The organism is Rhodocista pekingensis (assembly GCF_042665545.1).
GTDB lineage: Bacteria > Pseudomonadota > Alphaproteobacteria > Azospirillales > Azospirillaceae > Rhodocista > Rhodocista pekingensis.
In genome coordinates this window covers 1-12,015 of the sequence record NZ_JBHTCM010000018.1, presented here as the reverse complement: position 1 = coordinate 12,015, position 12,015 = coordinate 1, and the positions used below count along the sequence as shown (strand labels likewise).

General features: G+C 70.6%; 14 protein-coding genes. 9 read left to right on the top strand and 5 right to left on the bottom strand.

The annotated features are described in order from the left end of the window. Window positions 1-168: 168 nt before the first annotated feature. Entirely contained in the window at window positions 169-807 is a 639-nt protein-coding gene (locus ACFQPS_RS15525) for a Uma2 family endonuclease (RefSeq protein ID WP_377360132.1), read from the top strand. 4 nt (window positions 808-811) lie between these two features. Here the strand turns inward: ACFQPS_RS15525 and dapB are convergent, their stop codons facing one another. Both dapB and znuA read right to left on the bottom strand, forming a co-directional pair. Beyond that, window positions 812-1,609 (bottom strand): 4-hydroxy-tetrahydrodipicolinate reductase, encoded by a 798-nt coding sequence (gene dapB / locus ACFQPS_RS15520; RefSeq protein ID WP_377360131.1) that lies wholly within the window; start codon window positions 1,607-1,609, stop codon window positions 812-814. A 67-nt stretch (window positions 1,610-1,676) separates the two neighbouring features. After that, window positions 1,677-2,747 carry a zinc ABC transporter substrate-binding protein ZnuA gene (gene znuA, locus ACFQPS_RS15515; RefSeq protein ID WP_377360130.1) on the bottom strand — a complete coding sequence of 357 codons (1,071 nt, stop codon included), beginning with the start codon at window positions 2,745-2,747 and terminating at the stop codon, window positions 1,677-1,679. 122 nt (window positions 2,748-2,869) lie between these two features. Here znuA and znuC point away from each other — a divergent pair, with 122 nt between their 5' ends. Then, window positions 2,870-3,787, top strand: a complete 918-nt coding sequence (gene znuC, locus ACFQPS_RS15510) for a zinc ABC transporter ATP-binding protein ZnuC (protein WP_377360129.1) — start codon at window positions 2,870-2,872, stop codon at window positions 3,785-3,787. A gap of 51 nt (window positions 3,788-3,838) precedes the next feature. Further along, window positions 3,839-4,633: a metal ABC transporter permease gene (locus tag ACFQPS_RS15505; protein ID WP_377360128.1), complete on the top strand. Its 795-nt coding sequence runs from the start codon at window positions 3,839-3,841 to the stop codon at window positions 4,631-4,633. A gap of 55 nt (window positions 4,634-4,688) precedes the next feature. Here ACFQPS_RS15505 and ACFQPS_RS15500 read toward each other — a convergent pair whose 3' ends face one another. Next, window positions 4,689-5,186, bottom strand: coding sequence for a DUF2244 domain-containing protein (locus tag ACFQPS_RS15500; protein ID WP_377360127.1), 498 nt, complete (start codon window positions 5,184-5,186; stop codon window positions 4,689-4,691). A 300-nt stretch (window positions 5,187-5,486) separates the two neighbouring features. Between ACFQPS_RS15500 and ACFQPS_RS15495 the strand changes: the two genes are divergently transcribed. Together ACFQPS_RS15495 and ACFQPS_RS15490 are read left to right on the top strand one after the other, a co-directional pair. Next, the gene (locus ACFQPS_RS15495) at window positions 5,487-5,921 is read left to right on the top strand and encodes a hypothetical protein (protein WP_377360126.1); all 435 of its coding nucleotides are present in this window, start codon (window positions 5,487-5,489) and stop codon (window positions 5,919-5,921) included. Next, complete coding sequence (locus tag ACFQPS_RS15490; protein WP_377360125.1) at window positions 5,902-6,891, top strand: nucleotidyl transferase AbiEii/AbiGii toxin family protein; 990 nt, start codon at window positions 5,902-5,904, stop codon at window positions 6,889-6,891. Before ACFQPS_RS15495 ends, ACFQPS_RS15490 begins: the two co-directional genes overlap by 20 nt. Before the next feature lie 126 nt (window positions 6,892-7,017). On the opposite strand, the gene ACFQPS_RS15485 is transcribed toward ACFQPS_RS15490, so the two are convergent. Then, window positions 7,018-8,040 (bottom strand): NAD(P)/FAD-dependent oxidoreductase, encoded by a 1,023-nt coding sequence (locus tag ACFQPS_RS15485; protein ID WP_377360124.1) that lies wholly within the window; start codon window positions 8,038-8,040, stop codon window positions 7,018-7,020. A 248-nt stretch (window positions 8,041-8,288) separates the two neighbouring features. Here ACFQPS_RS15485 and tsaE point away from each other — a divergent pair, with 248 nt between their 5' ends. From tsaE to ACFQPS_RS15465, 4 genes are all read left to right on the top strand, one after another. Continuing rightward, window positions 8,289-8,756 carry a tRNA (adenosine(37)-N6)-threonylcarbamoyltransferase complex ATPase subunit type 1 TsaE gene (gene tsaE / locus ACFQPS_RS15480; RefSeq protein ID WP_377360123.1) on the top strand — a complete coding sequence of 156 codons (468 nt, stop codon included), beginning with the start codon at window positions 8,289-8,291 and terminating at the stop codon, window positions 8,754-8,756. Next, window positions 8,750-9,772 carry an aminoglycoside phosphotransferase family protein gene (locus ACFQPS_RS15475; protein ID WP_377360122.1) on the top strand — a complete coding sequence of 341 codons (1,023 nt, stop codon included), beginning with the start codon at window positions 8,750-8,752 and terminating at the stop codon, window positions 9,770-9,772. Before tsaE ends, ACFQPS_RS15475 begins: the two co-directional genes overlap by 7 nt. Further along, a complete protein-coding gene (locus tag ACFQPS_RS15470) occupies window positions 9,769-10,530 on the top strand; it encodes a nucleotidyltransferase family protein (protein ID WP_377360121.1) in 762 nt (253 codons plus the stop codon). The genes ACFQPS_RS15475 and ACFQPS_RS15470 overlap by 4 nt, the downstream gene beginning before the upstream one ends. Window positions 10,531-10,763: 233 nt before the next feature. Next, window positions 10,764-11,342, top strand: a complete 579-nt coding sequence (locus ACFQPS_RS15465) for a hypothetical protein (RefSeq protein WP_377360120.1) — start codon at window positions 10,764-10,766, stop codon at window positions 11,340-11,342. 78 nt (window positions 11,343-11,420) lie between these two features. On the opposite strand, the gene ACFQPS_RS15460 is transcribed toward ACFQPS_RS15465, so the two are convergent. Beyond that, a complete protein-coding gene (locus tag ACFQPS_RS15460) occupies window positions 11,421-11,855 on the bottom strand; it encodes a DUF29 domain-containing protein (RefSeq protein WP_377360119.1) in 435 nt (144 codons plus the stop codon). Window positions 11,856-12,015: the final 160 nt, after the last annotated feature.

The window sequence follows — 12,015 nt, the reverse complement described above, 5'->3', positions numbered from 1 at the left end:
AGCGCAGCAACCGCATCGAATCGTACCGATCCGGGGTGGCGACACGGGGAATTGTTGCTACCGCGGTGCGGTGGTGCGGTGCGTCACGGATCGGGAGCCTGCGCTTGCGGCAGGGCGGGGCCCGCCCGCGACTCGTGCTATCCTCCGTCCCGTGACGGGGCCGGAAGCATGGAGCGGGAAGCAGGGGAGGCGGCGATGGCGGGCGAGGCGGCGCGGCGGAAGCTGACGCTGGACGAGTTCCTGGCCTGGGACGGGCCGGAACGCCGCTACCAGTTGTTCGACGGCGAGCCGGTGGCGAGACCCCTTGAGACGGGCGCGCACGGTACGTTGCAGGCCCGCCTCGGCGCCAGCCTGATCGCTGCCCTGGCGGGCCGGGAGCCGTGCCGGCCCGTCTCGGAGGCGGGCGTCGCCTCCGTCCGGCGGGCGCGCGACGTCTATGTGGCCGACATCGCCGTGACCTGCGCGCCCGACCGCCGCGGCGCCCGCCTGACGGAAGCGCCGCTGCTGCTGGTGGAGATCCTGTCGGAATCCACGGCGGAGGAGGTGCGCAAGCTGAAGCTGCCCGAATACCGCCTGATCCCGTCGGTGCGCGAGGTGCTGCTGCTGGACAGCCGCGACACCTATGCCGAGGTCCACCGGCGGCTGGACGAGACGCGCTGGCTGACCGACCTGGTGGTGGGGCCGGACGGGGTGCTGCGGCTGGAGTCGGTGCCGCTGGAGGTCCGCCTCGCCGATCTCTACCGCGGGCTGGACCTGCCCGGCGCTTCCCCGGCGACGGCGGAAGATGCAGGACCGGCGGGCGCCTGATCCCCTACAGCCCCAGCACGTCCTGCATGGAGTAGAATCCCGGCGGCTGCGCCGGGGCCCAGAGGGCGGCGCGGACGGCGCCGCGGGCGAAGATGGCGCGGCTGGCCGCCTTGTGGGTCAGCTCGATGCGCTCCCCCTCCGCGGCGAAGATCACGGTGTGGTCGCCCACCACGTCGCCGCCGCGCAGGGTGGCGAAGCCGATCTCCCCCGCCGGGCGCGGGCCGGTATGGCCGTCGCGCACGCTGCGCCGGACCGTCTCCAGCGCCACCGCGCGCCCCTCCGCCGCGGCGTGGCCGAGGGCGAGCGCCGTGCCGCTGGGCGCGTCCACCTTGTGCCGGTGGTGCATCTCCAGGATCTCGATGTCCCAGTCGGGGCCGAGGGTGGAGGCCACCTTGCGCACCAGCCCCAGCAGCAGGTTGACGCCCAGGCTCATGTTCGCGGCGAAGACGACGGGCGCCCGGGTCGCGCTGTCGGCCAGGGCCGCGCGATCCTGCTCCGACAGGCCGGTGGTGCCGACCACCAGCGCCGTGCCCGTCTCCGCCGCAAGCCGGGCATGGGCGACGCTGGCCGCAGGGGCGGTGAAGTCGATCACCGCGTCGGCGGCGCGGAACAGGGCGGCGGCATCGTCCGTCGCGGCGACGCCCAGCGGCTCCAGCCCCGCCAGGGTGCCGAGATCACGGCCCAGATTGGCGGAGCCCGGCCGTTCCGTTCCGCCGGCCAGGGTGCAGCCGGGCGTGGCCGCGACCTCCCGCACCAGCATCTGCCCCATCCGCCCCGCCGCCCCGACGATCCCGATCCGCATGCCCGTCTCCCTGGTTCCGGAGCGGGTGATAGCACAGTGCGGACCGCCCCTCACCAGTCCGGTGACCTCAGCCGCCCAGGCAGCCGGCGAGCGCGTCGGCGTTGAAGCGCAGCAGGGCGAAATAGAGGTCCGGCCCGTCCGGCAGGCTGGCGCCTTCGGGGTCCAGCACGCCGGTGCGGGCGCCCGTGCCCTCGGCCACCGTGCGGACGAGGGCGGGCTCGAACTGCGGCTCGGCGAAGACGCAGGCCGCCCCCAGCTCCCGGATGCGGGCGCGCAGCTCCCGCAGGCGGGAGGCCGAGGGGCGCAGCTCCGGGGTGACGGTGATCGCCCCCGCCGCCGCAAGGCCGTAGCGGTCCTCCAGGTAATGGTAGGCGTCGTGGAAGACGACGAAGGGCCGGCCGCGCACGGGGGCCAGCCGGGCCGCCACCTCCCGGTCCAGCTCCGCCAGGGCGGCGCGGGTGCGCTCGGCATTGGCGCGGTAGGTCGCGGCATTGGCCGGGTCCAGCGCCGTCAGGGCGTCGGCGACATGGGCGACGATGGCCTGGGCGTTGCGCGGGTCCAGCCAGATATGCCCGTCGGGCAGGCCGTCCGTGCCATGGCCGTCATGATCGTGGTCATGGTCATGGTCATGATCGTGGTCATGATCGTGGTCATGATCGTGGCCGTCCTCCCAGGCGCCGCCGGCGCGGCCGGGCAGGGTGCGGACCCCCGGCGCCTCCAGCAGCGGCAGCGACCGCGCCTTGCCGCCCAGGGCCTGCACCGGCTTCTCCAGGAACGCCTCCAGCCCCGGCCCGACCCAGACGATCAGGTCGGCCCGGTCCAGCGCCCGCGCGTCCGACGGCTTCAGCGCGAAGGCGTGCGGGCTGGCGGCGCCGCGCACCAGCAGGTGCGGCTCCCCCACCCCCGCCATCACCGCCGCGGTGAGGGAATGCAGCGGCTTGACGCTGGCGACGACCTGCGGCGCGCCCGTCCGCGCCGTCTCCGCCCCGGCAGTGGCGGGCAGGGCCAGGAGCCCCGTCAGGAGGAGCCCCGGCAGAAGGACGGCCGGCAGGAGACGGGCCGGCAGGCGGGGGAGGAACCGGCGTGGGCCGGGCCGGTTCGGAAGGCCGGAACCCCGGCGCAGGAAGGAACGGACCATGGCTGCCATCTCGGGAAACGGGCGTGGACGCCGTGCGTGCCGGACACAGATCGTTATATTATAACATTTGTCAAGCTTGGCGCGCTGGCGTACAACGCGCCGCCTTTCCCTGGAGCGTCCGCATGGACCTGACGGCCCCGAAGCTGGGTTCAGAGATGCCGGGTTCAGACGGCCCGGACGACCGCCCGGACACCCCCGCGGACATCCCCACGGCCAGCCTCCCGGCGGAGCCGCCGCTGCTGGACGCGCGCAGTCTGACGGTGGCCTATGGCGACCGCATCGTGCTGGACGGCGTGGACCTGACCGTGCGGCCGGGGGAGATCGTCACCCTGATCGGGCCCAACGGGGCCGGCAAGACGACACTGGTGAAGACCGTGCTGGGGCTGGTGCGGCCGCAGGCCGGACGGATCGCCCGCCGGCCGGGGCTGAGCATCGGCTACATGCCGCAGCGTCTGGCCGTGGACCCGACCCTGCCGCTGAGCGTCCGCCGCTTCCTGACCCTGTGGGGCAAGGCGACGCCGGCGGAACTGGCGTCCGTGCTGGCCGAGGTGGGGGCGCCGCATGTGCCGGACCGGGCCGTGCAGTCCCTGTCGGGGGGCGAGATGCAGCGCGTGCTGCTGGCCCGTGCGCTCCTGCGCCGGCCCGACCTGCTGGTGCTGGACGAGCCGGTGCAGGCGGTGGACGTGCATGGCCAGATCGCGCTGTTCGAGCTGATCGCGGACATCCGGCGCCGGCGCGGCTGCGGCGTGCTGCTGGTCAGCCACGACCTGCATCTGGTGATGGCCCGCACCGACACCGTGATCTGCCTGAACCGGCATGTCTGCTGCTCCGGCCGGCCGGAGGATGTGAGCCGCCACCCCGACTATGTCGCCCTGTTCGGCCGCCATGCCGAGGCGCTGGCCGTCTACCACCACCTGCACGACCACGGCCACGCCGCCGACGGCTGCGTCGTGCCCGTGGGGCAGGAGGCGGCACACCGGCACGGACACGGGCATGACCACCACCGGCCCGGCCGGCCGGACACGGGGGCACGGCGATGACCGGCGGCGCCGGAACGGGCGGGGGCAAGGTCGGGAGAAAGGGCGGCCGGCATGCTGGATGACTTCGTGCTGCGGGCGCTGCTGGGCGGTGTCGGTCTGGCCCTGGTGGCGGGGCCGCTGGGCTGCGTCGTCGTCTGGCGCCGCATGGCCTATTTCGGCGACACGCTGGCCCATTCCGCCCTGCTGGGCGTGGCGCTGGGCTTCCTGTTCGGGATCGGGCTGAATGTCGGGGTGGCGCTGGTCTGCGTCGGCATCGCCGTGCTGCTGACCGTGCTCCAGGAACAGCGCCGGCTGGCCAGCGACACGCTGCTGGGCATCGTCTCCCATTCCGCGCTGAGCGTCGGGCTGCTGGCGCTGGCGCTGATGGAGGCGCTGCGGGTGGACCTGATGGCCTATCTGTTCGGCGACGTGCTGGCGGTGACGCCGGCGGACCTGCTCTGGATCTGGGCGGGCGGGGCGCTGGTGCTGGCCGTGCTGGCGGCGATCTGGCGCCGGCTGCTGGCCCTGACGGTGGATGAGGATCTGGCGCGGGTGGAGGGCGTGCCGGTGCGCGCCGTGCGGCTGGTCTTCATGCTGCTGATCGCGGCCACCATCGCCTTCGCCATGAAGATCGTGGGCATCCTGCTGGTGACCTCGCTGCTGGTGATCCCGGCGGCGGCGGCGCGGCGCTTCGCCCGCACGCCCGAGATCATGGCCGTGGTCGCGGCCGGCATGGGGGCGGCGGCCGTGGGGCTGGGCATGGCGGGGTCGCTCTGGGCCGACCTGCCGACCGGGCCGGCCATCGTGGCCGCCGCGACCGGCCTGTTCGCCCTGAGCCACGCCGTGCCGGGCCCCCGCGCCGCCTGAAGGCCCCGGTCGGGCTGATGCCGGTCGGGGGCTGATGCCGGTCAGTCCGCGCCGGTCAGCCGGGGCCGGGCGGGCGGCGCACGCGGTCCAGGGCGCGGCGCAGGGCGTTGGCGAAGTCCAGCCGCTCCGGCGGCGACAGGAAGCTGCCGACGATCACCGTGGTGCCGCGCGAGCTGAGCGTGACATGGCTGTGGTGCTGCGGCGGGTCGTCCATGGCGACGCGCAGCCAGTAGGGCTGGAAGGTCCAGGTCCGCACCGGCCGCGCCGGCTCCACCCGCTGCACGGTCAGGCGCTCGGGCGTCAGCTCCACCGTCTCATAGAGCCGGCCACTGCGGTAGCTGGCCTGGAAGGCGAGCCAGACCAGCAGCACGTCCAGCCCGAAGAAGCCGACCACGGGCCACGCCCCGTTCGCCAGGAACAGGCCCCCGACGACGACGGAGACGGCGACGAGAGCCCCCATCAGGATGCGGAACCCCCGCGGCCCCAGGCTGCGGTGCGGGTGCAGCACGGCGCGGAAGACCGCCGGCTGGCTGGAGGGGACCCCGTCGGGCATGGCATCCTGCATGCACCGACGATAGGCGGGCCGCGCCGACCCGGCAAGCCGCACCCCCCATTTCCCACAGCTCCCCGCGGTTCCCGCCGGCTTGCGGGCGGGAGGGCAGCACCAGAAAGCTGAACCATATCAACACCCCCTGTCCGCCGGCGCCGACGACAGGTGCGGGGCCGGTGTCAGCCTGCGCACAGTCAGCGTCGAAAACGCTGGGCGGAAAGCCATAACTCATTGTTTAAAATGAATGAAATGATTGCCCTTGTCGGGTGTTTGCCGTAGTATCCGAAGTATCTGGAGGAGGCGATGCGCAAGCCCAGGACGGCGAAGCAACAGCTTGCGGAACTGGTAACCCGCTCGAACGACGACGTGTTCCTGCCGCGGGATTTCACCAGGGCCAGCCCCGACTCCGCCGAGTACGATACCGTGCTCCGCGCCGCCCGTGCGCTTGTCCGCGAGGGCACGCTGGTTCGTCTCGGCTATGGTGTCTACGCCAGGGCCCGCCAGAGTCCGATCACCGGCAAACCGATGCTCACCGCACCGGGGGGCCTGGAGGGGGCCGTCAGACAGGCGCTCGACAAGCTCAAGGTCGTCTGGCAGCCCGGGCAGGCCGCTCAGGACTACAACTCCGGTCGCAGTACGCAGATCCCTGTGAACGCCTCGTTCCGCGTGGCAAACCGATTCTCCCGCAAGATATCGTTCCGGGGCAAGGAGGTCGTTTTTGAGCGATCCGAGGTATGATCTCGGAGCTGTACAGGATTTCTTCGGCTTCTCCGGCGTCAGTGTCGTCGAGAAGGATCTGGAGATTGTCAAAGTCCTGAAAATATTCTCAGAACTGAAGACAGACGGTGTCCGGTTCGTCTTCGCCGGGGGAACCTGCCTTGCCCGTGCGCATGGCAGGATCAAGCGGATGTCCGAAGACCTGGACATCAAGCTCGTTCTTTCTCCCGGGCTTGCAGCCGCCGGCGCGACCAAGCAGAGGAAGGTGCTGAGCACCCTGAAGGAAGCTCTGATTCAGGAGTTCGGCAGGGTCGGCCTCCATCTCGACCACACGGAAGCCGAGGCGGACGAACCGCCCCTCCTCGCGCGGAACGAGAACAGGCATGTCTCGTACCGTCTCACCTATGACCGCGCCACGAAGGATGCCTCCATCCTCGATCCCCGGATCAGGATCGAAACGGTCGTTTCGGTGCTGCGCCGGGCGGCGGAACTCCGTCCGGTGTCGTCACTCGCCGCTGAGGCCTACGGCCAGCCCGCCGAAGTGGCCGGCATTGCCTGCGTCTCCATCGCCGAAACCGCCGCGGAGAAGATCGTATCGCTGACGCGACGGATCGCTGCCAGACTGGAAGGGGATGCCGGGCGGTTCGACAATCGGATCATCCGGCACGTCTACGACCTGCACATGATCCGCGATTCCATAGATCCCGGCGATGTGGGCAGCATGGCACGCGAAATCGCCGGACAGGATGCGGTGCAGTTCCGGAACCGGCACCCAGGCTACGCCGACGATCCCGAAGAGGCCACGCGCCGGGCGTTGGACGCACTTGTCAAAGATCCCGAGCATGGACGGCAGTACGACGCCTTCATGACGGACATGGTCTACGGAGACAGGATCGGCTTCGACGTCGCCATGCGGACAGTCGCCGAAATCGCCGCCGCCATGTGGGGATGGGATGCGACGAACACAGCGGGGTCGGGGCGGGGGCCATGAACACGGATGGACACGGATATCCGCGGATGACACGGATGAAGATCCCTCCCCTCCGCACCATCCGTGCGCCGACGCAGCCGGCATCCGCGGCCATCCGCGTTCCCTGCCCGCCCTGCCCGGCGGCCGTCAGTTCGCGCCGGGGACGCCCTTGCTGGTGCTGTACTGGAAGGACAGCGCCTCGCCCGGATGGACCAGCGGGTGGACGGCGTGGGCCGCCATGGCGGCCTCGCTGAAGCCGCAGAGGATCAGCTTCAGCTTGCCCGGATAGTGGGCGATGTCGCCGACGGCGTGGATGCCGGGCTGGCTGGTGGCCAGGGTGCGCGGGTCCACCTGGATGTGGCCCTTCTCCAGTTCCATGCCCCATTCCGCGATCGGGCCGAGATTCATGGCGAGGCCGAAGAAGGGCAGCAGCACGTCCGCCTCCAGCACCTTCTCCACCCCTTCCAGGTCGGCGACGCGGACGCCGGTCAGCCGGCCGTCCGCCCCTTCCAGGCCGGAGAGCTGGTAGGGGATCACCATCTCGATCCGGCCCTCGGCGGCCAGCGCCTCCATCCGGCCCACGCTCTCCGGGGCGGCGCGGAACTTCGGCCGGCGGTGGACGACCATGACCTTGGCGGCGACCTCGGCCAGGCTGATGGCCCAGTCCACGGCGCTGTCGCCGCCGCCGGCGATCACCACGCGCTGGCCGGCGAAGGCCTGGCGGCGGTGGACGAGGTAGAAGATGCTGCGGCCCTCATACGCCTCCAGCCCGTCGAGCGGCGGCTTGTTCGGGCCGAAGGCGCCGACGCCGGCGGCGACGATCACCGCCTTGCAGTCGATCTGCACGCCCTTGCTGGTGCCGACGCGCCAGCCGCCATCCTCCAGCCGGGTCAGCGTCTCCACCTGCTGGCCGAGATGGTAGGTCGGGGCGAAGGGCGCCGCCTGGGCCGCCAGCCGGTCGATCAGCTCCGCCGCCTCGATGGCGGGGTGGCCGGGGATGTCGTAGATCGGCTTCTCCGGATAGAGCGCCGTACACTGGCCGCCGAGCATGTCGAGCGCGTCCACCACATGGGTGCGCATCTTCAGCATGCCGCATTCGAACACGGCGAACAGGCCGACAGGACCGGCCCCGATGACGACGACGTCCGTCTTGTGAATCGTGGGAGACATGGCGCGTGCGGTTGGAAGGGAGGGAGGGGCCTTGATGTACCCTTTTCCGCCGGCACGCAAGGTTCCTGCCCGGCCTGCGGGCACCGGGGCGCCGGAATGTCGCCCCCTCGCCGGGTACGGGAGGGAGCGGCGCGGGAACGTCGGGCCCACGAAAAAGGCGCGGAAACGTCCCTTGCGGGCGGGCGGCGGGATTCGCAGAATGCGCCGCCCCGGTCCCCGCGGCCGGCCCCCTTGACGTTTCCGCCGCCATGATCCCCGATTTGCGCATCGACCTGCCCGACGAGGCCGCCACCGCCCGGCTGGCCGCCGCCCTGGGCGACCTGCTGCGGCCGGGCGACACGGTCTGCCTGTATGGCGGGCTGGGGGCGGGCAAGACCGCCTTCTCCCGCGCACTGATCCGGTCGCTGTCCGGCAACCCGGAGGAGGAGGTGCCGAGCCCCACCTTCACCCTGGTGCAGGTCTATCCCCTGCCCCGCTTCGACCTCTGGCACTTCGACCTCTACCGCCTGTCCGGGCCGGAGGAGGTGGCGGAGCTGGGCTGGGAGGAGGCGCAGGCCGGCGGCTGCGCGCTGGTGGAATGGCCCGAGCGGCTGGGCGACCTGCTGCCGGCAGACCGGCTGGACCTGACGCTGACTGTCACCGGCCCGGAGTCCCGCACCGCCACCCTGGCCGGATCGCCGTCCTGGACGCCGCGGCTGGAGAGCCTGTCATGCTGACGCCGGAGCGCGACGCCCGCATCGCCGCCTTCCTGGCCGACGCCGGCTGGGGGGCCGCGGCACGCGGGCCGATGGGGGCCGACTGGTCCGCCCGCCGCTACGAGCGGCTGCGGGCGGCGGACGGCCGGACCCGCATCCTGATGGACGCCCCCGGCCCGGCCGCGGCACAGGTGCCGCCCTTCGTCCGGATCTGCGGCATCCTGCGCGGCTGCGGCCTGTCCGCCCCGGTGACGGAGGCGGGCGACGATGCCGACGGGCTGCTGCTGCTGGAGGATCTGGGCGACGACAGTTTCGCCCGCCTGCTGGAGCGCGGCGACGATCCCCGGCCGCTCTACACCCTGGCGACGGACGTGCTGGTGGCGCTGCACCGCCGGTTCGACCCCGCCACGGCCGCCGGGCTGCCCCGTTACGACGCGGACCTGTTCACCCGGCAGGTGATGCTGTTCGCCGACGCCTACCTGCCGGCCGCCACGGGAGCCGCCCCGACGGCGGCGGCGCGCGGCGCGCTGGAGGCGGCGTGGCGGGCGGTGCTGCCGGCCGCCTTCGCCGTGCCGGACAGCCTGCTGCTGCGCGACTACCACCCCGGCAACCTGATGCTGCTGCCCGAGCGGCCGGGCGTGCGGGCCTGCGGCCTGCTGGACGTGCAGGATGCCGGCCTGGGGCCGGTCGCCTACGACCTGCTGTCGCTGCTGGAGGACGCCCGCCGCGACGTGCCGGCGGAGATCGCCGACGCCATGCGGGCGCGCTACCGGGACGCCTTCCCGGAGATCGACGCCGACGCCTTCGCTGCGGCCGATGCCGTGCTGGGCGCCGTGCGCCATGCCCGCATCCTGGGCCGGGTGGCCGAGCTGGCGGCGGGCCGGCCGGCCCGGCAGTTCGTCTTCCTGCCCCGCGTCTGGGGCCAGCTCGCGGCCAAGCTGCGGCACCCGGCCCTGGCGCCGGTGGCCGCCTGGATGCGCGACAGCCTGCCGGCCGACGGGGCCGTGGACCTTATCCTGCAAGGGGACGCCGCATGACCGACCAGTACCACCGCCTGCCCGGGGACGCGCCGCGCCGCGCCATGGTGCTGGCCGCCGGGCTGGGCCTGCGCATGCGGCCGCTGACCCTGACCCGGCCGAAGCCGCTGGTGCAGGTGGGCGGGCAGACGCTGCTGGACCATGCGCTGGACCGGCTGGCCAGCGCCGGGGTGGAGGACGCCGTCGTCAACGCCCACTGGCTGGCCGACCAGGTGGAGGCGCATCTGGCCGCCCGCACCCGGGCGCCGCGCACCCACCTGTCGCGCGAGGAGACGCTGCTGGAGACGGCGGGCGGCATCCGCAAGGCCCTGCCGCTGCTGGGCGACGCGCCGTTCTACGTGGTGAATTCCGACGTGCTCTGGCTGGACGGGCCGGTGCCCGCCCTGACCCGGCTGGCCCGCCGCTGGGACCCGGCGGAGATGGACTTCCTGCTGCTGCTGATGCCCACCGTCTGGGCCGTGGGCTATGAGGGGCGCGGCGACTATCACATGGACCCGGCCGGACGGCTGCGCTACCGCGGGGGCGACGACATCGCCCCCTTCGTCGCCGCCGGGGTGATGATCGCCAGACCGGACGCCTACCGCGACCTGCCGGAGGGACCGGCGGGCAACGCCGCGCTGTGGCACGCGGCGGAAGCCTCGGGCCGGCTCTATGGCCTGCGCCATGACGGCCCCTGGTTCCATGTCGGCACCCCCGACTCCCTGGCCGAGGTGGACGCCCAGGTCCGCCAGCCGCGGGTCCGCTGGGCCGAACCCTGAGCCCGCCCCGAGCCCTGCCCCGAGCCCTGCCCTGACCCTGTCGCCGGCCGGGCCGGACGGTGGACCGGAGCCGTGCAGAGACCGGAAAAGACGGAGGCCTGTTCCGGCGGGCGCGCTGGTCAGCGGATGACACCGCGGTCCCGTTCGCAATCCTCCAAAATTCATCACGCCTTCTCAAGGGAAGTCAGCGGCGCCTATACTCTAAGCGTGACGACATTCATGCCGAGGCCAACATGATTTTTGAAATTGATGACCCAGATTTTGATATTCTGGTTCGAGCGTTGGCAGCCCTCGAAAATATCACTCAAGGTGAAGCAATTCGGCGAGCTGTATTTTTCCGTCACCAGGTGTTTTTTGGCGACCCGAAGCGCGCTCCTGACAAAAGCCCAATTAGTTCAGTTGAAGAAACTTCGGAGAACAAAAATGCGGAATCCATGCTCAATGCTAAACTCATAGATTTGCCAGAAAAACCCCACAGGCTTCGGGTACATGAACTGATCCATATTGCGCGATTAATTCTTTGGCAAAGATTTAAGATCGAAACTCTTGAATACACCCTTGATTTTCTTGATTTCCAATCAACGGAAGTTGTGCTTTCATCAAAACAGAGCACGCTTCAAGAATACAGCCATATCCAAAGCTGCTACATCAAAATAGACGGCATAAGAACTAGAAGCGATAGATCAATAATGAACGCAGGAATATGCTTCATTTCAGCCTATGGATGGAGCAATGGGAAAACTCAGAAGTTGTTCGAATTCGGCATCAAACCTGGACCACACAAAAAGGCAACAATATTTGAGGCTGTCTGAATACCCAAACAGCCAGTTAGCTGACGCCAACATCATATTCGCGCCCATCGGCATCAAAGGGATCAGACAAGTAACGGCTCACTCCGGCCAGAAGTCCTCGTCCAGAATCTGCGCGACGGACCAGGGGCAGGTGGCGGGGAAGGTGTCCCGGCGCAGGCCGGTTTCGCCCGTGGCCAGGATGGCGGCCTTGCGGTAGGCGTCCGCCACGGCCCCGTCGAGGGTCGCTCGCAGGCTAGGATTGTCACGGAGGTGGTCGGCCAGATCGTCGCGCTGGACCCTGACCGTCGCCTCCCAACTCGCGGAACGGCGGGCGGGCTGGAACCGCCATTTCAGAAGATGCAGCAGGAGGACCGAAAGCCGGCTTACCAACTCGCGCTTCTCGGTCTTTCCCATGCTCTCGATCTCCTCCGCGATGTGCGCGATGTCCGCCTCCGCCAATCGCCCGGCCCGCAGAAGGGCCGCCTGTCGGGCCGTCCAGGCGTAGAAATCAGCATCGTAGAGGTCCTTCGCCATCTGGCACTCCCTCCGCCCCCGCACCCTGTTCGCCTCTCCCCGGAACATTGACCATAGCACGCGTCCGCCCGCCCTGTCGCCGGTCGGGCCGGGCGGCGGCACGGCTATCGCATTTGCCCGAGGATGGCGCGTGCATAGTCGTCGGACCATCCTGCGCGTT

Coding starts and splice junctions, on each gene's coding strand:
- ACFQPS_RS15475 (WP_377360122.1), top strand. CDS start 8,750: ATGCTGACGCCGGAGCGCGACGCCCGCATCGCCGCCTTCCTGGCCGAC.
- ACFQPS_RS15495 (WP_377360126.1), top strand. CDS start 5,487: ATGCGCAAGCCCAGGACGGCGAAGCAACAGCTTGCGGAACTGGTAACC.
- ACFQPS_RS15500 (WP_377360127.1), bottom strand. CDS start 5,186: ATGCCCGACGGGGTCCCCTCCAGCCAGCCGGCGGTCTTCCGCGCCGTG.
- znuC (WP_377360129.1), top strand. CDS start 2,870: ATGGACCTGACGGCCCCGAAGCTGGGTTCAGAGATGCCGGGTTCAGAC.
- dapB (WP_377360131.1), bottom strand. CDS start 1,609: ATGCGGATCGGGATCGTCGGGGCGGCGGGGCGGATGGGGCAGATGCTG.
- ACFQPS_RS15460 (WP_377360119.1), bottom strand. CDS start 11,855: ATGGCGAAGGACCTCTACGATGCTGATTTCTACGCCTGGACGGCCCGA.
- ACFQPS_RS15485 (WP_377360124.1), bottom strand. CDS start 8,040: ATGTCTCCCACGATTCACAAGACGGACGTCGTCGTCATCGGGGCCGGT.
- ACFQPS_RS15505 (WP_377360128.1), top strand. CDS start 3,839: ATGCTGGATGACTTCGTGCTGCGGGCGCTGCTGGGCGGTGTCGGTCTG.
- ACFQPS_RS15465 (WP_377360120.1), top strand. CDS start 10,764: ATGATTTTTGAAATTGATGACCCAGATTTTGATATTCTGGTTCGAGCG.
- ACFQPS_RS15525 (WP_377360132.1), top strand. CDS start 169: ATGGAGCGGGAAGCAGGGGAGGCGGCGATGGCGGGCGAGGCGGCGCGG.
- tsaE (WP_377360123.1), top strand. CDS start 8,289: ATGATCCCCGATTTGCGCATCGACCTGCCCGACGAGGCCGCCACCGCC.
- znuA (WP_377360130.1), bottom strand. CDS start 2,747: ATGGTCCGTTCCTTCCTGCGCCGGGGTTCCGGCCTTCCGAACCGGCCC.
- ACFQPS_RS15470 (WP_377360121.1), top strand. CDS start 9,769: ATGACCGACCAGTACCACCGCCTGCCCGGGGACGCGCCGCGCCGCGCC.